Genomic DNA, 20,306 nt, shown 5'->3' with positions numbered 1-20,306 from the left:
CTGAACATCTGGAAAAGGACAATCACATGAGCTTAAGTGATGAAGAACAATTCGACAGCTTAAAGTCGTTCGCCAAAAAATATGGTTCTGCCATGATTAGCGGAATTCTCATTGCGTTGATTGCCTTTTTTGGGTGGACATACTGGCAAAAAAAGAATCTGGCAACTAGTCAGGTAGAAACTGCAAAAGTACAGCAGTTAATGGATGAGGCAAATGCGAGTGCCGATAATCCGAATGCTTTAAGTTCAGTAACTGCATCAGCAGATAAAATTGTAAAAGATGATATCGACTCTGTTCAGGCCATACAGACTCAGTTTGTATTAGCAAAATTAGCCTATGAAAAACAAGATTATGCTGCTGCTGAAAAAGCCTTAAAGAAAGTTGAAAATTCAAAAGTTAAAGATGAAGGTTTGATTCAAGTTGTAAAATTGCGTTTAGCAGATGCACAATTGGCGCAAAACAAATATGATGAAGCACTAAAAACTCTGTCTGGTAACGTCGATCCTGCATTTAAAGCAACGGTAGAAGAGTTACGTGGCGATATCTTTGTTGCTAAGAAAGATGTTGATTCTGCTAAAAAAGCGTATCAGGCAGCTTGGAATTCGTTACTAGAACGTAAACAAGAGCGACAAATTTTACAAATTAAACTCGAAAGTGTTGGCGTTTTAGTTGAAGATCCACAGATTGAGCGCCCAATTTTGGAAACACAGGTGGAAGAGTCTTAATGAATCAGAAATTCAAACTGCCTTTGGCAATTGCAATCGCATCGGCTGTACTGGTGGGATGTTCTAGTAATAAAGTAAAAGAAGTTAAACCAAATCCTCTACCGAAATTGACCGAGTCGAAAAAGACCTTAACGCCAGTGTTTTCGCGTAGTGTTTCTTCTACTGATAAAGCTGATCCATTACGTTTGCAACTTGATGCAAACGATGGTGTGGTTTTCACGCTTGATCCAAAAGGTGAAGTAGCTGCATATCGTGGTAAACAACGCATTTGGGAAAACAAAGTCAGCAAATTAGGCTTGAGCTCTGGTGTTGAAGCTGCTGAAGGAATTGTTGTTGTTGGTAACAGTAAAGGTCAACTCTTTGCACTAGATCAGGCAACAGGCGAACAGAAGTGGACTGCACAGTTATCTGGCGCATTGTTAAGCCCGTCATTGGTTCAATCTGGACGTGTTATTACCATTGCGAATGATGGTACTGTATTTGCGCATGATGCTACTTCAGGCCAACAAGTTTGGGCTTATAAGTTACCGAATGTTCAATTTAGTTTGCGTGGTCAGGCATCACCAGTAAGCCTTGATCCTCGTACTGTATTAATTGCTTCTGCGAATGCATATGTTTATGCAATTGATACCATTAGTGGTATTCCGCGTTTCCAACGTCGTGTTGCGGTAAGTGAAGGTCGTTCTGATATTCAACGTTTAATTGATATCGATGGTGATCCTACTGTAGCTGGACAGTTTATGGTAACGACCAGTTTCCAAGGTCAAGTGACTGTAACCGATCTTGCTTCTCAACGTGTCGTTTGGAGTGAAGATTCGAGCAGTACTAAACGTCCAGAAGTTTATGACAATAAAGTATTTGTCTCTTCAACAGATGGTAAGTTAACAGCTTACGATTTAGCATCTGGTGAAAAAATCTGGGAAAATGATAGTTTGTTAAATCGTCATTTAAGTAATCCAGTTGTGCTGGGACAAGATCTTGTTGTAGGTGATTTAGATGGCGTATTACATCTTGTTGAACCAACAACAGGTAAGTTAATTGGTCGTTCAAAAACAAGTGGTGAAGTTAACACATTACGTGTTATCGAGAATCAACTTTATGTTTCGACACGAAAAGGCGATTTAAGTATTTGGCAGAATCGTTAATTTCGTTCGCTTGTGCTAAAATAAGCGCTTAACAAATTATGCTGTTAAAAATATCGGGGTGTTTGAATTAAATCAGTTCAAAGCCCCGTCTTTTATTATGGTCATCTCTGACCTTAAAATATATCTCCTGTACTGTTTTTAATGCTCATGCCATGAGATATGGCTGGTCTTGAATTAAGGTTATTGTATGAAACCCGTTATTGCGCTCATTGGTCGTCCGAATGTCGGAAAATCAACGTTATTTAACCAGATTACCAAGAGTCGTGATGCACTTGTAGCCGACTTCGCGGGCCTGACTCGTGACCGTAAATATGGTGATGCGACTTATCAGAATAAGTCTTTCATTGTCGTTGATACTGGCGGTATTGGTGAAAATGAGGGCGGTATTGATAACTACATGGCCGAGCAGTCAAAAACAGCAATCAATGAAGCAGATATCATTATTTTTGTGGTTGATGCTCGTGCTGGTTTATTGGCTTCTGATGAGCAAATTGCCCGTGAACTACGTACTTTGGGCAAGAAAATTTATCTTGTTGCGAACAAGGTAGATGGCGTTCATGCAGAAGCGGCTTTGGTTGAATTCTACAAGCTTGGTATGGGGGAACCTTTACAAGTTGCTGCCAGCCATGGTCGTGGCGTGCAGCAAATGCTTGAAGATGTTCTTGAGAATGTTCCTGAAGACGAAAGTGAAGAAGAACATGACAAAGCAACAGGTTTACGTTTAGCTATTATTGGTCGTCCAAATGTTGGTAAATCTACCTTGGTCAATCGATTACTTGGCGAAGATCGTGTAGTAGCATTTGACCAACCTGGTACAACCCGCGATTCGATTTATATTCCTTTTGAACGTGATGGTCGTCAATACACATTAATTGACACAGCTGGTGTGCGTCGTAAGGGTAAAGTAGAAGAAATGATTGAGAAATTCTCAATTGTGAAAACGCTACAAGCAATTAAAGATGCACATGTGGTTGTGGTAGTTCTCGATGCTCGTGAAGGGGTTGTTGAGCAAGATTTACATTTAATTGGTTATGCGCTTGAAGCTGGGCGTGCCATGATGATCGCCATTAATAAATGGGATAACATGACCGAATATGATCGCAAACAATGTAAATTGGATGTTGATCGTCGTTTTGACTTTATTCCATGGGCGAAAGTACATCTTATTTCGGCATTGCATGGTACGGGTGTAGGGGATATGTACCCAACTATTCACCGTGCTTATGACTCATCGCATTTAAAAGTTTCACCTGCGAAATTAACCCAAATTTTGAATGATGCTACAGATGCACATCAACCGCCAATGGTGAGTGGGAAACGTATTAAAATGCGTTACGCGCATATGGGTGGACAGAACCCACCAACGATTGTGATCCATGGTAATAAGGTTGATAAGACTCCTGCGGATTATCGTCGTTACTTAGAAAACGTGTTCCGTAAAGTATATAAACTTGAAGGTACACCAGTTCGTATTGACTTTAAAACTTCTGAAAACCCGTTTGAAGGTCGTAAGAGTCAAATTGATGAACGTACTGCTGCGCGTCGTCGTCGCTACATTCAGAAATTTAAAAAAGCAGAGAAAAAATTTAATCGTTAAGCTTTTTAACGTTCAAAAACCCAAAGTTTTCTTTGGGTTTTTTATTGCAAATAAATGAGCACGTGCCAAGAGTTATGAAAAAGTGTGAGTATTAAACGTAATTTTTTGTAAATTTTATAACGAATGCTATAATCAGCATCTTTATAAAATAATTTATATTTCGACAGAATAACGCGGCTTAGGGTTCATTTTTTAGCATGGTAACATTACATCTTGCTCAGCTTATATTTACACATGCTCAGCCCTCCTACGCAGCTCTCGACTGCATCCCCGCGATGCAGCGTAGACGGTTATCGCCTTTAGCTAAACTTGCTTTAAATAGCGCGATCGGTGCATTAGATGGTAATAAAGCCGATTATATTGTTTGGGTGTCAAAATATGGTGATGAGGCCAAAACTTTAAATATCTTAAAAGATGTTTTAAATGAACAAACTCCATCACCTACACAATTTTCAACGTCTGTTCATAATGCAATTTCTGGGCTTTATTCTATTTTATGTCATGATGATACTCCCTCTACAAGCTTAAGCTGTTCATGGACTGAAAGTTTGATTGAGGTGTATGCACTTTTAAAGTCAATGACTGATATCAAGCGAGTCTTAGTCGTTGCTTATGATGAGCCATTACCTAATATTTATGCTGAGGCAGTCGATTTTCCTGCTTATGCTATGGCTGCTGTCGTTACTCTAGAGCAACCTAATTTACAAATTACTGCGTGGATGCATACAGATGAAGCAGATGCTCCTGCTTTTGCTCATTTTTGGCAGGATGCTGACCAGTTAACATCTGCATTTGGGTGGAACAAATGCTAAATCTTAAAAACCTCAAGCAAAAAAGTAATTATTGCTGGCGTGTGGCTGCTACTGGTTTTAGTTTTGCCAGTTTTGGACTGGGTGGTATAGCCATTGCCTCAGTGATTGCACCAGTACTAAATGCGACAACCTCTGATTCTGAAGAGCGTCAGCAGCGTGCACAAAATGTGATTAAACATAGTTTTAAAGGCTTTACCGAAATGATGGTCAAACTTGGCATCATGACTTATTCGGTAGAAGGCTTGGAAAAGCTACAAAATAGTCGTCAAGAGTTGGTGATTGCCAATCATCCGACTTTGATTGATGTTGTAGTACTAATTGGTATGATGCAGCAGGCTAATTGTGTTGTGAAGCAGTCTCTTTGGTCGAACCCATTTACCAAAGGACCCGTACAAAGCGCAGGCTATATTTTAAATGCAGGTTCTCAGCAGTTTGTTGAAGACTGTGTAAAGCGTCTAAAAGAAAACAATGCGGCTTCTCTTTTAATTTTTCCGGAAGGAACGCGCACTGAAAAAGGGATGACCCTCAACGAATTTCAGCGAGGCGCAGCCAATATTGCCATTCGCGCAAATGTACCAATTCGTCCAGTAATTATTACCTGCACACCATCCACATTAACCAAGAATGAAAAATGGTACCACGTACCATCTCAACCATTTCATATCGAGGTCAAGGTTTTAGATGCAGTGCAAGTATCAGATTTGTTAGACGATTTAACAGTAGGACCTAAACAAGTTCGTCAGTTAAGTCGTAGTTTTTATAAAATTTTTGATGAAGAGTTATCTTGAAATGAGCAATCTTGCTGATGAACTAAAGCAAATGATTATTGATGTTTTGGCACTTGAAGATATCACTATTGCGGATATTGATACAGAAGCGCCACTATTTGGAGAAGGTTTAGGATTAGACTCGATTGATGCACTTGAGTTGGGACTAGCTTTGAAAAAGCGTTACAACATTCATTTAAATGCAGAGTCGGATGAAACCAAACAGCATTTTAAATCAATCCAGAGTTTGGTTGCTTTAGTTGAAGCACAACAGAAGTCATAAGGAGCGTGATGATGTTATCTCAAGAGCAAGTATTAACTAAACTCCGTGAATGGATGGAAGATTTGTTTGAAATTGAACCGGAGTCTGTTCAACTCGATTCGAACCTTTATTCAGACCTTGATGTCGATAGTATTGATGCGGTTGATTTAGTTGTAAAAATTAAAGAGTTAACAGGTAAGCAAGTAAAGCCTGAAGACTTTAAAAATGTGAGAACCGTACTTGATGTTGTGACGGTTATTCAGAACATGACTGCTGAATGAAGTTTATTCTTAAAGGGATAATAACAGCACTTTTTGTGCTGTATCCCTTTATTGTGGGTTGGAGTTTGACACACGGTCAATTCATTTGGGTAAGCCTATTACTCATCGGGTTGGGTGTCGTCAGACTTTTTGGTAAAGGTAACTCTTTATTATGGCCTTTAACCGGTTTTGCTATTGTTTGTGGCAGTCTGAGCTTATTGTCACATAATCATGCGTGGTTAAAGTTATATCCAGTTGGTATGAGTTTAGGCGCATTAATTATTTTTTCGCTGACACTCATCAAGCCGCCGTCTATGATTGAGCGCTTTGCCCGACTCGTTGAACCTGATTTACCTGATTCTGGGGTGCAGTGGACCAGACAGGTGACTAAAGTTTGGTGTGTTTTCTTTTTTTGTAATGCACTGATTGCGTTAAGCACTGTGCTTTTTACCTCAACTCAGGTTTGGGTCATTTATAATGGCTTTATTTCTTATGTGCTGATGGGCATTTTGTTCCTTGGTGAATTTATTTTGCGTAAGCGACATCAGCGTTTACATTCTTCAAATCATTAATTAAAAACTATGTATTGCCATTTTCAGAAATTCATCGATTCAGCTCAGCCACTTTGTATAGACGATGCTCTGCACTCGACCAGTTTTAATTACTTTTGGCAGGATGTGGCCTTACAAGCTACTGCAATTGCTCAAATGGAAAATCTAACTTGGGCTTTATGGGAAGCGGATAGCTATGAATTTCTGGTTTTATTCTTTGCTGCTTTGCTAGCGAAAAAACAAGTACTTTTACCACCAAATCGAGTACGTGAATTAGAACAGGATTTTGCAGCACAGCAGGTTTATTTTTTAAAGCGCCAAAATACTGAAAAAGTTGTTCCTTCATCTTTAACCTTAGACGATGCTTTTTTAGAGCAGGCGCAACTCTATTTTTATACATCAGGTTCAACTGGTGAACCTAAAAAAATTCCAAGGACACTCAAACAATTACTCAACGAAGTCCAAGGGTTAAGTCAAAGCTTTAGTTTTGATGAACATGCAATCGGGATTGCAACGGTCAGTCATCAACATATTTATGGATTACTGTTTAAATTACTGCTACCACTTGCTACTGGTCGAAGTTTTTATGTGCCTCAAATGGCATTCCCAGAAGATGTGGTACAAGCTCAAAAACAATTAGAAACGTTGGGATTAAGCAATTATTTGATCTCAAGTCCTGCATTATTAAAACGTTGGACAACCGATGTCATTTTACAACACTGCCAAATGGTCTTTAGTTCTGGTGGCAAGCTAGAAAGTGGTGTTCGCCCTTTCTTAAATCGTCCGATTATTGAAGTTTTGGGAAGTTCGGAAACTGGTGGTATTGCCCATCGTGCTAAAGATGAAGATGCTTGGATTGCATTTAGTAATGTGGCTATTCGGATTGAAGAGCAACAGCTTATGGTCAAGAGTAATCATGCCTATGAGGATGATTGGATTAGCACAGGTGATGGCGCTGCATGGACCGATGCAACATGTCAGACCTTTAAGTTGATGGGGCGTACAGATCGAATTGTAAAACTTGAAGAAAAGCGCTTGAGTCTAGACGCGATTGAGCAAAGTATTCAGGCTCTAGATGTCGTAAAACACTGTCATGTATTGGTACTTGAGCATGAGCAACGTCAAATATTGGGTTGTATTGTTGTTCTGACAGAACAAGCTCGTGAGCAATTACAACAGCACGGTAAGTCCGCTTTTGTCAGCCATTTAAAACAACAATTAAAAGACAGCTTGGAAACAATCGCGATTCCTCGTCAATGGCGTTTCCTTAGCCAGTTACCACAAAATACTCAGTCCAAACTCAATAAAAACTATTTGAAAACTCTATTTAAGCCTATGTTACAACCCGTGGTGCTGTCACAGTCTCAAAATTCAGATGACTACATTTGGGAGTTGGAATTTCCACCTGAATTAGCATGTTTTAAAGGGCATTTCCCAACACAACCGATTTATCCTGGGGTTGGGCAAATAGGCTTTTTACAACATTTTGCTAAATCAATTTGGTCTGATTTGAGCTGGTGTCAGGGGTATGAGCAGTTAAAATTTCAAAACCTGATTCGTCCGTATGCCGTGGTACAACTCAAGCTTGCTCGAAAAGAGCATAAAGTGAGTTTTGAACTACGTGATTCAGAACAGATTCTGGCTTCAGGGCGATTATTATTTGCCTTGCAAACAGAAGTAGAGGATTAAAAATGCAGTCCAATTACGGCTTTGTTGTTCCGGTTTATAATCATCCACATTATTTAGCAGATTTGATTTCTTATCTGGACAGTTTTCATCTACCGATAGTGTTGGTCAATGATGGTAGTGATGATGCGTGTAGCCAAATTTTAAAAGCATTGGCCGAGCAATATTCCCAAATTCACTTAATTGAACATGAGGTGAATAAAGGTAAGGGACAAGCCGTAATGACTGGTTTACGTGCAGCCTATGAGCTTGGTTTAAGCCATGCATTACAACTCGATTCAGATGGTCAACACTGCTGGGATGACATTCCAAAATTTATTGAGCAGTCTCGACAACATCCAGATGCAATGGTAATTGGTCAGCCATACTTCGATGCCTCTATTCCCAAAAAGCGCTTATATGGCCGTTACATTACTCATTTTTGGGTTTGGTTAAACAGTTTGTCTTTTGAAATTAAAGACAGCATGTGCGGGTTTCGCGTGTATCCGCTCGAGAGCACAGTAAAGGTGTTAAATAGTGCTAAATTTCAGCCGCGTATGGGCTTTGATAGTGAAATTTTAGTGCGTTTAAAATGGGAAAATACCCCTTTTATTAATGTCCCGACACCTGTGGTTTATCCAGAGCAGGGTATTTCTCATTTTCATGCTTGGCGAGATAACTTAGGTCTGAGTAAAGCACATGCAACTTTGTTCATGGGCATGCTGATTCGCCTACCGAAGCTGTTAAAGCAAAAACTGCAAGGTTAATTATGACAGATTCAGCTTCACCAAAATGGAACGACATTAAAGAGCGAGGCGGTATGTTGCCCCTTATGCTCGTGTTGTGGTTTTACCGTTTTGGTGGACGTTGGTTATGCAAGTTGGTGATGTACTTCGTTATTATGTGGTACTGGTTATTTGCTGCCACTGCACGACAGGCTTCCTTACTTTATTTACAAAAACTGCATCATTTTGCTGGATCACAGTCGCCTTTTAGCCACCAACCAAATTGGACAAATAGCTATGCGCATTTCATGCAATTTGGCGAATGTATTTTAGATAAGATTGAGGGTTGGCTAGGTAATATTCCTGAGCAGGAACTGCAAGTTTTTGGGCACGATAACTTCTCTCAGCATTATCAAAAAGGTGCTCTGATTATTGTCTCTCACTTTGGCAATATTGAGTTGCTTCGAGCCATTAAGTCAGAGCATCCGCAGAAAATTAATGTGCTGGTTTACCAAAAGCATGCGACAAAATTTAATGAGTTTTTGAAAAAAATAAATGATAAGGCCGATGTTTGTCTTTTATCAGTTGATGAGCTGGGTATTGAAACTGCCATGCTATTGCAAGACAAAATGCAGCAAGGCGAGTGGGTCATTGTGGCGGCAGATCGAGTGCCTGTGCAGTCAGATCGTGTACAGCATGTTGATTTTTTAGGAGAGTCAGCAGCTTTCCCACAAGGTGCATGGATTTTAGCAAATTTACTCAAAGTGCCTGTTATTGCGGTGTTTTGCTATCGAGTACAACAGCAGTTTCAAGTGCATATTCATTCAATTGCTGAACAGATCAATTTACCTCGTGCTAATCGTATTGAAAGTATGCAAACCATCACTAAAACCTACGTTGCCGTACTAGAACAGCATTGTCTGCGTGCCCCTTATCAATGGTTTAATTTTTATAATTTTTGGACGAAATAACATGCGTGTGTTAACCGTAGGTGAACAACCACTGAGTATTGAAGATGTCGTTTCTGTAGCCAGAGGCGAATGTCAGGTTGCTTTACCAGAAACGTCTGAGTGGCGTGAACTGATTCAAAAAGGTGCTGATTTTCTCGATCAGCTCCTTGAAGAAGAAGGGGTTATCTACGGGGTGACCACGGGTTATGGTGATTCATGTTTGGTTGAAGTGCCATTACATCAGGTTAATGAACTACCGCTACATCTTTCACGCTTTCATGGTTGTGGTTTAGGTGAAAATTTAGATGTCATCACTGCACGTGCAGTAGTTGTGACACGTTTATGTTCATTGGCTCGCGGTTATTCAGGCGTGTCGTTAGCACTACTTGAGCGCTTGGTTTGGTTGCTGAATGAAAATGTAATACCAGTCATTCCCTCTGAAGGTTCAGTCGGGGCAAGTGGTGACTTAACACCGTTGTCTTATATTGCGGGAACTTTAGTCGGCGAGCGTGATGTCTATGTCGATGGGCAAATTGTTCCTGTTGCTCAAGTCTATATTGAAAAAAATATGCTGCCTTTAACGCTTAGACCTAAAGAAGGTTTGGCGCTCATGAACGGCACTGCGGTGATGACGGCAATTGCTTGTTTGAACTATAAAAAAGCAGAGCAAATTGCACTTGCAAGTACTTTAATTACTGCTCTAAATATATTGGCATTAGAAGGTAATCCTAGTCATTTTGATGAAGTACTGTTTGCACAAAAACCGCATCCGGGACAGCAGCAAATTGCCAAGCAATTACGTGACTGGCTGAACAGTGAAGTACAAACAGCACATCAAAGTCCACGCTTGCAAGACCGTTATTCGTTGCGCTGTGCACCACACATCATTGGTGTTTTTGAAGACTCAAAAGTATGGTTACGTCAGTTTATTGAAAATGAACTGAATTCAAGTAACGACAATCCATTGATTGATCCAGTCGGTATGCGTGTGTTGCATGGCGGTCATTTTTACGGTGGACACATTGCACAAGCAATGGATAGCTTAAAAATTATGATTGCCAATATTGCTGACTTGATGGATAGACAGATTGCACAACTAGTCGATCATAAAATGAATCATGGTTTACCACGTAATTTAACGGGTGCAACGGCTGAACGTTTGCCACTGAATCATGGTTTTAAAGCGGTACAAATCGGAGTATCGGCGTGGACGGCTGAAGCCTTAAAAAACACTTTGGCAGCTTCAATTTTTTCACGTTCAACCGAATGTCATAACCAAGACAAAGTTAGCATGGGAACTATTGCTGCGCGTGATGCGAGCCGAGTAATTACCTTAACACAGCAAGTCATTGCAGCGCTGTGCTGTGCAAGTGTGCAGGCGATTCACTTGAAAGGCCTCACCACACAGTTAAGTCCAACATTGCAGGCATTTATGCAATGGACCTTACAAAGCTTTGCATTTGTCGAAGAAGACCGACCATTACAAACCGAATTACAACAGATTGTTGATCGTTTAGACCAACTTGAACTGTTTAATCAACCAGAATTTATGGGATAAGGTGAGCCAATGCATGCAGATGTAATCATTGAAATTCCATTTCATGATGTCGATACCATGAATGTGGTTTGGCATGGACACTATTTAAAATATTTTGAGATTGCGCGCTGTAAATTGCTCGATCAATTTCATTACAACTATATGCAGATGAAAGAATCAGGCTATGCATGGCCTGTGATTGAAAGCCATGTTCGCTATGCATACGGTATTGAGTTTGAACAAAAGATTCGGGTTCGGGCCATTTTAAAAGAATGGGAAAACCGTTTGAAAATTGATTATTTGATTTTTGATGCTGAGTCAGGAAAACGTTTAACCAAGGGTTATACCACACAGGTAGCGGTGAATATTGAAGCTCGTGAAATGTGTTTTCAATCGCCACAGGTTTTGTTTGATCGCTTGAATGCATGGTCTGAGTTTCAACCGAAGAGGAATACGTGATGTCTCAATTCATCAAAACTTTAGGTTTAGGTGCTGCTGTTTGGATGAGCAGTTTAAGTGCGGTCTATGCAGCGCCAACACAGATCACTCAAATTTTTCAGCAATTGTCACAGTCTCCTACGGTTCGTGCTGATTTTGAACAGCAAAAAAAATTGCCATCGTTGAATAAAACTTTTGTATCGAACGGCTCTTTGTTGTTCTCAAAATCTTATGGTGTAGCGTGGCAAATCAAACGACCTGTGCAAGCAGATTTGATTGTTACCCCAACCAAATTGGTACAGAAAACTCAGCGTACATTTAGCCAAATACAAGTTGATCAATCGCCATATAGTTCGGTCGCGACTTTATTCTTACAACTCATGTCTGGTAATGAACAGGCTTTGGCAAAGAATTTTAATGTGGTAAGTGCGAATTATAGTCCAGCGGGTTGGAGCATGAGCTTAACTCCGAAAAGTAGCTTGTTTAAAAAGTTATTTGTGCGTGTTGATGCTCAAGGTCAACAGTACGTCAACCAAATCGTGATTACCGAGAAAGCGAATAATTTAACGACCATTCGCTTTAGTCACCAGACTTCTCAACCGACGACTCTAACGGCTGCTGAGCATGCGATTTTCCAACTGGCAAAATAAGTTCACCGCGCTTTGGTTAATTGCTCTGCTATTGGTTGCTGTGGGGCTTGGCGTGACGTGGCTGAATAAAGATATTCATATTCAAACTAATATTTTTGCGTTATTGCCTAAAGTTCAGCAAGACCCAGAACTTGCACGTACTCAGCAGTACATGAATGAGCAACTCAACAATAAAGTATTTGTGGTGGTAGATGCCAAAGATGAAGCTGCGATACAACAAGCGACTCATTTCTTAACAGCGCAGGCCAAGCAAAGTCAGTTGTGGCAACCGTTGAAGCCACAACTTGATTTTGATCAATTTGCAAAACAGTTGTATCAACATCGCACAGGCTTGTTGAGTGCTCAAGATCAAGCCTTATTGCAAAAAAAGGACTATGCTGCGCTGACTGAACAAAGTCTGATGCAGATGATGAGTCCAGGCATGCCTGTCACTGCCGAGTCACTTAAGCAAGACCCGCTATTATTGTTCCCTCGTTATGCTATGCAGTTGGCAACCCCGTCACAACAAGATATTGAAATGGAGCAGGGCTTTGCCACGATTCATCATGAGCAAGGTATCTCTCGGCTTTTCGTATTACAGTTGACGCAAAGCCCATACAATATTGATTACCAAGAACAGACCTCTACTTGGATTGAGCAAACTAAGCAAAAGTTAGCTGCAATGGGATTAAAATCTCATTGGACTGGAACTATTTTATTTTCAAATTTTGGGACGCAATCGGCTAAACAGGAAATCTCAACCATTGGTGTTGGCTCGACACTGGGATTAATTTTTCTGGTTTGGTTCGGCTTTCGCTCACTGCGACCTTTGGCGACCGAGTTTATTGCAGTTTCGACTGGAAGCTTTGTAGCATTTGCGGTCACACATTGGGTGTTTGGTGAAATTCACCTGATGACATTAGTGTTTGGTGCAAGTCTAATTGGTGTCTGTGTCGACTTTTCATTTTATTTTATGGCGATGCAATCGCAGCATAGAAAGCTTGGTGGTTTTCAAATTTTAAAACCACTATTACCAAGTTTGTTTATGGGCTTAATGACCACATTGGTTGCTTACATCTTTTTGAGTTTTACTCCGTTTCCTGGGTTCAAGCAAATTGCAGTCTTTTCAATTGTAGGATTAACTGCGGCATGGATCAGCAGTGTACTGCTATTACCAAGATTACCTGCACTCAATGCCCAACCAGCAATAAAAGCATTGTCGTGGATTGGACAAGCACGGTTATGGTTTCAACAGCGTGCCAAAATTCGTTATGGCTTGATTGCAGTCATTTTAGCAGTAGGTACAGTGAGTCTTTTCTATCTTAAAAGTAACGATGATATTCGTAATTTACAAGGTATGGACGCGAGTTTAAAGCAGCAAGACCAAGCGGTTCGTGAGCAATTTGGTCAGCAACAAAGTAGTGATTATTTTGTGGTGCGTGCAGCATCGGCAAATGAAATGCAGCAACAAGAGCAGCAACTGATTGGGCAATTACAACAGTTGCAAAAAAACGGAAAAATCAGTGGATTTCAAGCTTTAGGTCAATGGGTTCCACCATTGGCAGAGCAGCAAAATAATCTACAACTATTAAGAAATATTCCAAAAGCGACTTTGCAGCAGTATGCACAAAGCATGGGGCTAAATGTTAATGATGTTTTACAGTGGCAACAGCAACTGGCGACACAACCGTTATTAGATTTTTCTGTATTTAAAGATCACCCATTAGCTTTTTTACAACCTCAAGCCAATGAGCGATTAGTGATGGTGACAGGGGTAAAACAACCTGAAGTGTTAAAGCAGCTTCAGAATGAGCATATACATTTCCAGCAACCGATTACCGAGATGTCGCAAATGTTTGCTGAACATCGAGTACTGGCTCAACATCTTCTGATTTATGCCTTAATTGGTCTGGCGGTTGGTTTAGCGCTTATTTATGGACTAAGTTCGATTGTGCCATTGGTTCTGCCAGTCAGTTTGGCTTTACTGAGCACTTTTGCTATTCAGGCATGGTTAGGTGTCGAGATTAACCTATTTAGTATTATGGCGACTTTCCTGATTATTGGGATTGGTGTTGACTATGCAATTTTCTACCGACATGGACATGATCATCCACAAGTAGTTGGAATGGCATTATTTTTATGTATGATGTCGACCTTACTCGGCTTTGGATTACTTTCATTTAGCCATACTTATGCAATTCATTGTTTTGGTTTAACGGTTTTATTCGGGGTTATTTTCTCGTTTATCTATGCGACTTTACTCACCCCAGCAGATGAAAAACATATTGTAAATTTACAAGACCATTCATAATTTGAATAAATTAAAAAGGAAGTTGTGCTATGAGCACTATAGAAAAAATTGATGTCGTGATTATTGGGGCTGGGCCATCAGGTAGTTCTGCTGCTGCACTTCTTCGAAAAAAGGGCTATACCGTTACGGTCATTGAAAAACAGCATTTCCCTCGTTTTTCGATTGGTGAGTCATTGCTACCACAGTCTATGACATTTTTAGAAGAGGCTGGTTTATTAGAAACAGTCCGTGAGCATGTTGAGCAATATGCTTTTCAATTTAAAAATGGTGCGGCTTTTCTACGCGGTAAACAGCGTAGCTTTTATGACTTTACAGAAAAATTTACGGATGGTCCGGGAACAACTTGGCAAGTTCGCCGTGCAGATTTTGACAACCTACTAGCAAAACAGGCTCAAGTTTATGGCGCAGATATACGCTTTGGGCATGAGGTTTTAGATGTTGATGTTGCATCTGAACAGCCTGTACTTACAGTAATTGATGAAGAACAACAGCGTTATCAGATTCAAACTAAATTCTTGTTAGATGCGAGTGGCTTTGGGCGGATTTTGCCAAAGTTATTAGATTTAGAAAGCCCATCAAATTTTCCGGTACGACGTGCGCTGTTTACCCATATTGAAGATGGAATTACAGATGATCCAGAGTTTGATCGTAATAAAATTTTAATTACTGTCCATGAAAAAGATCACCGTGCATGGTATTGGCTGATTCCATTTGCAGATGGACGGGCTTCTTTCGGGGTTGTTGCAGAACAAGATTTTTTTGATAAATACACGGTCAAAAATGCTGAAGATAATGAACCTGAGGCAATGTTTAAGCGTATTTTGGGTGATGAACCAAGCTTGTCACATGTCTTGCGCCATGCAAAGTTTGATACACAAGTACGTACTTTGGTGGGCTACTCAGCGAATGTAAAACATTTGGCAGACCGTAACTATGCGCTATTAGGTAATGCGGGTGAGTTTCTTGATCCGGTCTTTTCATCAGGTGTGACGATTGCTCTTAAATCTTCAAGTTTGGCGGTTCCTTTGGTTGAGCGAGTTTTGCAAGGTCAGCAAGTCGACTGGTTAGAAGAATATGAAAAACCATTACGCCGCGGCATTCAGGTATTTCGTGCCTATGTTGAGTCATGGTACGAAGGCGAGTTCCAAGATGTAGTGTTCTCGCAAAATCAGAATGAAGGTATTCGCCGTATGATTTCTTCATTATTGGCTGGTTATGCGTGGGATGAAAAAAATCCAATCCATAAAAATGCCAAACGTAGACTCAGCACCTTGGCAGAATATTGTCGTGAAGGCTTGGCGCAAGAACAGGTACTTGAGGGATAACCATGCAACGCAAATGGGCAACGATATTACTCAGTAGCTTTATATTTTTAAATGGTTGTCAGGTTATGCCACATGCTAAAGGGCTGCAAAGTCCTCTATGGCAGGCTCAGACTTATCAAAGGCAAGATCAAGTTGAAGTTCAGTGGAAGCAGCAAAGTTTTAGCTTCTTGTTATATCAACAGCAAAAGGGTGCTGTACTGGATATGGTCGCTTTAAGCCTGACAGGCCAGCAATTATTTAAGTTACAGTTTGATGGGCATCGGGTTCATGTTGAACAGCGTATTGATCAAATGCGTTTATTGCCTTTTGAGTTTGTGGTGCGTGACCTTTTGTTTGCGACATACCCTCAGTTTTCGCATTTAGGGCAGCAAGCTGTAGAGATGAAACAACAAGCAGACAAGCAGGTTGTTTATATTGAAAAGCAACCTGTGTTGCAGCTTAAACAGGGACAAGGAAGCATTGAATTGATTAATGAACAAGTCCCTTATACCATGACGTTGAGTTCGATTGAGAACACCTTACAGTCAGAAGAAAGTCCTACGCCATGAAACATTTACCTTCAGAAAATGCAGCTCCAATGGCAGTAGGCATACAATTTAGTGTTGGTTTATCTGCATTAGGCTGCGAACTTAATCAAATTAAACAGGCATTAGAACAGCCGCAGCAAACCTTGAGTTTGCGTAATGATTTAATCGCTGATCGTGATGTTTGGGTCGGACAATATACGCATCCATTATGTTCGAGCGTACCTGATGCTTTGTGGTCTGTAGATTCACGTAATCTACGTTTTGCATTAACCGCATTATCTGAAATTGAAACAGAGTTAAAAGCCTATACAGCATCCTTTGAAAATAAACGTTTGGCGATTGTGGTGGGCACATCGACTTCTGGTATTGCAGATAATGAATTATTACTTAAGCAATATTTTCAAGGGCAAACCGATCTATCGATATCTCATTATCCTCAAGAAATGAGCTGTTTAGCGAAAGCATTACAGCAGTACTTAGGATGGGAAGGGCCAGCATATACGATTTCGACAGCTTGTTCTTCAAGCGCTAAAGCATTAGCTGCAGGGCAGAGATTACTTCACGCAGATTTAGCCGATGTTGTGCTAGTCGGTGGCGTCGATACCTTGTGTAAGTTGACTCTAAATGGGTTTAATAGCCTAGAAAGTTTATCTGAACATATTTGCCAACCCTGCGGTCTAAACCGTGATGGTATTAATATTGGTGAAGCCGCTGCGTTTTTTGTACTAAGTAAAGAACAAGCACCTGTCATGTTAATGGGGGCGGGTGAGTCCATGGATGCATGGCACATTTCAGCCCCGCACCCTGAAGGTAAAGGTGCCGCTTTAGCTATGCAACGTGCATTAGATATGGCACATATTTCCGCTCAAGAGGTGGGTTATATCAATTTGCATGGAACAGCAACTCCACAAAATGATGCAATGGAAATTAAGGCTGTAAGACAAGTTTTTGGGGATTACCCAGTGGCTTTAAGTAGTACAAAACATAAAACGGGACATTGTCTAGGTGCAGCGGGTGCCATCGAAGCTTTTGTTTGTGAGCAAGTTTTAAAAGATCAAAGTTGGTTGCCTTTACATCAAAGTGTTGAGATTGATCCAGATTTGGCTGACCAAAACTATGTGCAAGAAGCTGAACTAAAACAATCCATTCGCTATGTCATGAGTAATTCTTTCGCTTTTGGGGGAAGTAATATTAGTCTTGTTTTTGGAGTGAAGCCCTAGTGAAACTGGATGCAATTCAATATATTCCTCATGAGCAACCGATGGTATTTATTGACCATTTAACCGAGGTTGCAGAAGGGCGAGCGCAAGCAGAACTCACGATTACGCCAGAGCTGATGTTTTGTGAAGCAGAAGGTTTGCCGACATGGGCAAGCATTGAAATTATGGCACAAACGATTAGTGCTTATTCAGGCTGGCAAGGTCAGCAGTCAAAACAAGCGCCAAAAGTCGGTTTTTTATTGGGAACGCGTAAATTAAATTTACCAATCCCTTACTTCGCCTTGGGTTCACGATTGATCATTCAAATAGAACAACAATATTTTCATGAAGGACTTGGGCAATTTTCCTGTGAAATTCAATATGCTGAGCACTGCATTCAAGCAACGTTAAGTGTATTTGAGCCAACAGAATCACCATTTGAATAACCACAAAGAATTAGGAATACATTGTGACAAGACGAATTTTAGTAACAGGTTCAAGTCGAGGAATTGGGAAAGCGATTGCATTACAACTAGCAAAGGCTGGTTTTGATGTGACCGTACATGCACGTTCGCGTCAGGCAGAGGCTGAGCAAGTCGTACAAGAGATTCAAGCATTAGGACAAAATAGCCATTATCTAATGTTTGATGTAAATGAACGCCAGACGGTTCAACAAATTTTAGAACAAGATGTAGAGAAGCATGGCGGATTCTATGGCGTTGTATTGAATGCAGGTCTTACCCATGATGGAGCTTTTCCTGCACTTACCGATCAAGATTGGGATGAAGTTATTTCAACGTCCCTAGACGGTTTTTATAACGTATTAAAACCATTAGTTATGCCAATGATTCATTTGCGTAAAGGTGGTCGTATTGTCACCTTATCTTCGGTTTCTGGGATTATGGGTAACCGTGGTCAGGTTAACTACAGTGCTGCAAAAGCAGGTTTGATTGGTGCGACCAAGGCTTTGGCACTCGAATTGGCGAAGCGAAAAATTACTGTGAACTGTGTTGCACCAGGGTTGATCGAGACTGAAATGGTGACAGAGGAAGTCAAAGAACATGCGCTTAAAATGATTCCGTTGCAACGCATGGGACAGGTCGATGAAGTGGCGAGTGTGGTGAAATTCTTGTGTTCAGATGAAGCTTCTTATGTAACCCGACAGGTTATTTCTGTAAATGGGGGACTCATCTGATGAAACGTGTGGTCGTGACGGGAATGGCAGGAATTACCTCTTTAGGTGAAACCTCCGATGAGATCTTTGCTCGATTTGACGCTGCCAAAAGCGGTATACGCTACATGCCAGAGTGGGAGCAATATGTTGATCTTCGGACGAAGCTTGCTGGCCCTGTTGAAACATTCCATGTTCCAAAACATTTTAACCGTAAGGTTACCCGTGGGATGGGGCGTGTAGCGCTCATGTCTGTGGTTTGTGCGGAAACTGCCTTACAAAATGCTGGTTTGCTTGGGCATGAAATTTTGTCTAGTGGCGAAGCCGGTGTTGCTTTTGGTTCTTCTGCGGGTAGCGTAGAGGCCGTGGGTGAGTTTGCTAGCATGTTGCTTCATCAAAGCATGAGTAAGATCAACGCAACAACCTATATTCGTATGATGGCCCACACAAGTGCGGTGAACATGACCGTATATTTTGGTCTAAAAGGCTTAACTTTACCGACCTCAAGTGCATGTACTTCTGGCTCTATGGCCATTGGGCAAGCCTATGAAGCGATTAAATATGGCAAACAACAGGTCATGATTGCAGGTGGTGCTGAGGAACTTAGTGCAGCAGGTGCAGCGGTTTTTGATGTATTGTTCGCGACCAGTGGCATGAATGACCAACCAGAAAAAACACCGCGTCCATTTGATGCTAAGCGAGATGGATTGGTGATTGGTGAAGGGGCAGGCTGTTTAATTTTAGAAGAATACGAACATGCCAAAGCTCGAGGTGCTCATATCTATGCAGAGGTGATTGGCTACGGTAGCAATACTGATGGTCAACATGTAACTAAACCAGACGCCGAGATGATGGGGCGCTGTATGCAATTGGCACTTAAAGATGCATCTGTAGACGCAAAAGACATCGCTTATGTAAATGCACATGGCACCTCAACTGATCAGGGGGATATAGCTGAAAGTCAGGCGACAGCAACAGTTTTAGGACGTAAACCAATCAGCTCTTTAAAAAGCTACTTTGGACATACGCTGGGGGCGTGTGGAGCTATTGAAGCTTGGCTGAGCATTGAAATGATGAATCGTGGCCGTTTCATTCCAACTTTAAACCTAGATGAAATCGACCCATTGTGTGGTGATCTGGATTATATCGTTCAGCAGCCGAGAACTTTGGATGCTGACATTATTATGAGCAATAACTTTGCTTTTGGCGGAATTAATACTTCGCTTATTTTTAAACGTGTTAAACAATAAGGAACACAACAATGTTAAATAAAAAACTTTTATTTGTAGCAATGCTAAGTGCGGGTTTTACTGCCACTGTTCAGGCTGGAGATGAAGTACATCAGTTAAATTTTAAAGAAGCTGTAGACCGTGCAGTTGCAGATGGGACTTTAGATGGTTCAGTAAAGTTTTATTTAAAGGGTACAAAGACTGGCGGTAAAATTATTCAAAAAGATGCGGTAACCAATAAAAAAACCAATGGTTTTGGTAAGTCAGCAGCAACGTCTTGTGACTGGGTTTTACGTTCAGCACTGATCCAAATGCAAAACAATGCTAAAGCACAAGGTGCAAACGCTGTTACCAATATTGTGAGCTATTTTAAAGCCAATGAAACTACAAGTACGACAACTTACGATTGCTATAAAGGTGCCATGATGGCGGGTGTTACCTTAAAAGGCGATGTGGTTAAGTTCTAATTAATTTTAAATAA

The 20,306-nt window shown here is 40.8% G+C and carries 22 protein-coding genes; all 22 read left to right on the top strand.

Annotated elements, in window-relative coordinates; all coding sequences use genetic code 11:
- Positions 1-26 precede the first annotated feature (26 nt).
- The 22 genes from AOLE_RS16930 (at position 27) to AOLE_RS16825 (ending at position 20,292) form a co-directional block, all read left to right on the top strand.
- Positions 27-725 carry a YfgM family protein gene (locus tag AOLE_RS16930; protein WP_004794712.1) on the top strand — a complete coding sequence of 233 codons (699 nt, stop codon included), beginning with the start codon at positions 27-29 and terminating at the stop codon, positions 723-725.
- Positions 725-1,870: an outer membrane protein assembly factor BamB gene (bamB, locus tag AOLE_RS16925; RefSeq protein ID WP_013198976.1), complete on the top strand. Its 1,146-nt coding sequence runs from the start codon at positions 725-727 to the stop codon at positions 1,868-1,870. Before AOLE_RS16930 ends, bamB begins: the two co-directional genes overlap by 1 nt.
- 187 nt (positions 1,871-2,057) lie before the next feature.
- Positions 2,058-3,467, top strand: coding sequence for a ribosome biogenesis GTPase Der (der, locus tag AOLE_RS16920; protein ID WP_004794708.1), 1,410 nt, complete (start codon positions 2,058-2,060; stop codon positions 3,465-3,467).
- Between the two features lie 197 nt (positions 3,468-3,664).
- Entirely contained in the window at positions 3,665-4,279 is a 615-nt protein-coding gene (locus AOLE_RS16915; protein WP_013198975.1) for a beta-ketoacyl synthase chain length factor, read from the top strand.
- Positions 4,264-5,067, top strand: a complete 804-nt coding sequence (locus AOLE_RS16910) for a lysophospholipid acyltransferase family protein (RefSeq protein ID WP_081399207.1) — start codon at positions 4,264-4,266, stop codon at positions 5,065-5,067. The genes AOLE_RS16915 and AOLE_RS16910 overlap by 16 nt, the downstream gene beginning before the upstream one ends.
- Position 5,068: 1 nt before the next feature.
- The gene (locus tag AOLE_RS16905) at positions 5,069-5,329 is read left to right on the top strand and encodes a phosphopantetheine-binding protein (protein ID WP_000067033.1); all 261 of its coding nucleotides are present in this window, start codon (positions 5,069-5,071) and stop codon (positions 5,327-5,329) included.
- 5 nt (positions 5,330-5,334) lie between these two features.
- Positions 5,335-5,589, top strand: a complete 255-nt coding sequence (locus AOLE_RS16900) for an acyl carrier protein (protein ID WP_080649511.1) — start codon at positions 5,335-5,337, stop codon at positions 5,587-5,589.
- Complete coding sequence (locus tag AOLE_RS16895; protein WP_004794699.1) at positions 5,586-6,140, top strand: COG4648 family protein; 555 nt, start codon at positions 5,586-5,588, stop codon at positions 6,138-6,140. The genes AOLE_RS16900 and AOLE_RS16895 overlap by 4 nt, the downstream gene beginning before the upstream one ends.
- 9 nt (positions 6,141-6,149) lie before the next feature.
- A complete protein-coding gene (locus AOLE_RS16890; protein ID WP_013198973.1) occupies positions 6,150-7,808 on the top strand; it encodes an AMP-binding protein in 1,659 nt (552 codons plus the stop codon).
- A gap of 2 nt (positions 7,809-7,810) precedes the next feature.
- Entirely contained in the window at positions 7,811-8,551 is a 741-nt protein-coding gene (locus AOLE_RS16885) for a glycosyltransferase family 2 protein (RefSeq protein ID WP_013198972.1), read from the top strand.
- Positions 8,552-8,553: 2 nt separating this feature from the next.
- Positions 8,554-9,480 (top strand): LpxL/LpxP family acyltransferase, encoded by a 927-nt coding sequence (locus tag AOLE_RS16880; protein ID WP_013198971.1) that lies wholly within the window; start codon positions 8,554-8,556, stop codon positions 9,478-9,480.
- Between the two features lies 1 nt (position 9,481).
- Positions 9,482-11,017, top strand: coding sequence for an HAL/PAL/TAL family ammonia-lyase (locus tag AOLE_RS16875; RefSeq protein ID WP_013198970.1), 1,536 nt, complete (start codon positions 9,482-9,484; stop codon positions 11,015-11,017).
- Between the two features lie 9 nt (positions 11,018-11,026).
- Positions 11,027-11,455: an acyl-CoA thioesterase gene (locus tag AOLE_RS16870; RefSeq protein WP_003654902.1), complete on the top strand. Its 429-nt coding sequence runs from the start codon at positions 11,027-11,029 to the stop codon at positions 11,453-11,455.
- Entirely contained in the window at positions 11,455-12,084 is a 630-nt protein-coding gene (locus tag AOLE_RS16865; protein ID WP_004794688.1) for a LolA family protein, read from the top strand. Before AOLE_RS16870 ends, AOLE_RS16865 begins: the two co-directional genes overlap by 1 nt.
- Positions 12,059-14,374 carry an MMPL family transporter gene (locus AOLE_RS16860; RefSeq protein ID WP_013198969.1) on the top strand — a complete coding sequence of 772 codons (2,316 nt, stop codon included), beginning with the start codon at positions 12,059-12,061 and terminating at the stop codon, positions 14,372-14,374. Before AOLE_RS16865 ends, AOLE_RS16860 begins: the two co-directional genes overlap by 26 nt.
- 29 nt (positions 14,375-14,403) lie before the next feature.
- A complete protein-coding gene (locus AOLE_RS16855) occupies positions 14,404-15,699 on the top strand; it encodes an NAD(P)/FAD-dependent oxidoreductase (RefSeq protein WP_013198968.1) in 1,296 nt (431 codons plus the stop codon).
- Between the two features lie 2 nt (positions 15,700-15,701).
- On the top strand, positions 15,702-16,247 hold the full coding sequence (locus tag AOLE_RS16850) for a DUF3261 domain-containing protein (RefSeq protein WP_013198967.1): 546 nt from the start codon (positions 15,702-15,704) through the stop codon (positions 16,245-16,247).
- Positions 16,244-17,446: a beta-ketoacyl-[acyl-carrier-protein] synthase family protein gene (locus AOLE_RS16845; protein WP_013198966.1), complete on the top strand. Its 1,203-nt coding sequence runs from the start codon at positions 16,244-16,246 to the stop codon at positions 17,444-17,446. Before AOLE_RS16850 ends, AOLE_RS16845 begins: the two co-directional genes overlap by 4 nt.
- Entirely contained in the window at positions 17,446-17,871 is a 426-nt protein-coding gene (locus AOLE_RS16840) for an ApeP family dehydratase (RefSeq protein WP_000762337.1), read from the top strand. Before AOLE_RS16845 ends, AOLE_RS16840 begins: the two co-directional genes overlap by 1 nt.
- Before the next feature lie 23 nt (positions 17,872-17,894).
- Positions 17,895-18,620 carry a 3-ketoacyl-ACP reductase FabG2 gene (locus AOLE_RS16835; protein WP_013198965.1) on the top strand — a complete coding sequence of 242 codons (726 nt, stop codon included), beginning with the start codon at positions 17,895-17,897 and terminating at the stop codon, positions 18,618-18,620.
- On the top strand, positions 18,620-19,846 hold the full coding sequence (locus AOLE_RS16830) for a beta-ketoacyl-ACP synthase (protein ID WP_013198964.1): 1,227 nt from the start codon (positions 18,620-18,622) through the stop codon (positions 19,844-19,846). The genes AOLE_RS16835 and AOLE_RS16830 overlap by 1 nt, the downstream gene beginning before the upstream one ends.
- Positions 19,847-19,857: 11 nt before the next feature.
- Positions 19,858-20,292, top strand: a complete 435-nt coding sequence (locus AOLE_RS16825) for a hypothetical protein (protein ID WP_013198963.1) — start codon at positions 19,858-19,860, stop codon at positions 20,290-20,292.
- Positions 20,293-20,306 lie beyond the last annotated feature (14 nt).

The sequence above is a fragment of the Acinetobacter oleivorans DR1 genome, assembly GCF_000196795.1.
In the GTDB taxonomy this organism is placed as follows: Bacteria; Pseudomonadota; Gammaproteobacteria; order Pseudomonadales; family Moraxellaceae; genus Acinetobacter; species Acinetobacter oleivorans.
This window is presented reverse-complemented; position numbering and strand designations above follow the sequence as displayed.

Excerpts from the sequence above, each read along its gene's own strand:
- AOLE_RS16930 (WP_004794712.1), top strand. The coding sequence starts at position 27 with ATGAGCTTAAGTGATGAAGAACAATTCGACAGCTTAAAGTCGTTCGCC.
- AOLE_RS16845 (WP_013198966.1), top strand. The coding sequence starts at position 16,244 with ATGAAACATTTACCTTCAGAAAATGCAGCTCCAATGGCAGTAGGCATA.
- AOLE_RS16855 (WP_013198968.1), top strand. The coding sequence starts at position 14,404 with ATGAGCACTATAGAAAAAATTGATGTCGTGATTATTGGGGCTGGGCCA.
- AOLE_RS16875 (WP_013198970.1), top strand. The coding sequence starts at position 9,482 with ATGCGTGTGTTAACCGTAGGTGAACAACCACTGAGTATTGAAGATGTC.
- AOLE_RS16850 (WP_013198967.1), top strand. The coding sequence starts at position 15,702 with ATGCAACGCAAATGGGCAACGATATTACTCAGTAGCTTTATATTTTTA.
- AOLE_RS16890 (WP_013198973.1), top strand. The coding sequence starts at position 6,150 with ATGTATTGCCATTTTCAGAAATTCATCGATTCAGCTCAGCCACTTTGT.
- AOLE_RS16830 (WP_013198964.1), top strand. The coding sequence starts at position 18,620 with ATGAAACGTGTGGTCGTGACGGGAATGGCAGGAATTACCTCTTTAGGT.
- AOLE_RS16865 (WP_004794688.1), top strand. The coding sequence starts at position 11,455 with ATGTCTCAATTCATCAAAACTTTAGGTTTAGGTGCTGCTGTTTGGATG.
- der (WP_004794708.1), top strand. The coding sequence starts at position 2,058 with ATGAAACCCGTTATTGCGCTCATTGGTCGTCCGAATGTCGGAAAATCA.
- bamB (WP_013198976.1), top strand. The coding sequence starts at position 725 with ATGAATCAGAAATTCAAACTGCCTTTGGCAATTGCAATCGCATCGGCT.
- AOLE_RS16905 (WP_000067033.1), top strand. The coding sequence starts at position 5,069 with ATGAGCAATCTTGCTGATGAACTAAAGCAAATGATTATTGATGTTTTG.
- AOLE_RS16915 (WP_013198975.1), top strand. The coding sequence starts at position 3,665 with ATGGTAACATTACATCTTGCTCAGCTTATATTTACACATGCTCAGCCC.
- AOLE_RS16860 (WP_013198969.1), top strand. The coding sequence starts at position 12,059 with ATGCGATTTTCCAACTGGCAAAATAAGTTCACCGCGCTTTGGTTAATT.
- AOLE_RS16885 (WP_013198972.1), top strand. The coding sequence starts at position 7,811 with ATGCAGTCCAATTACGGCTTTGTTGTTCCGGTTTATAATCATCCACAT.
- AOLE_RS16895 (WP_004794699.1), top strand. The coding sequence starts at position 5,586 with ATGAAGTTTATTCTTAAAGGGATAATAACAGCACTTTTTGTGCTGTAT.
- AOLE_RS16870 (WP_003654902.1), top strand. The coding sequence starts at position 11,027 with ATGCATGCAGATGTAATCATTGAAATTCCATTTCATGATGTCGATACC.
- AOLE_RS16880 (WP_013198971.1), top strand. The coding sequence starts at position 8,554 with ATGACAGATTCAGCTTCACCAAAATGGAACGACATTAAAGAGCGAGGC.
- AOLE_RS16825 (WP_013198963.1), top strand. The coding sequence starts at position 19,858 with ATGTTAAATAAAAAACTTTTATTTGTAGCAATGCTAAGTGCGGGTTTT.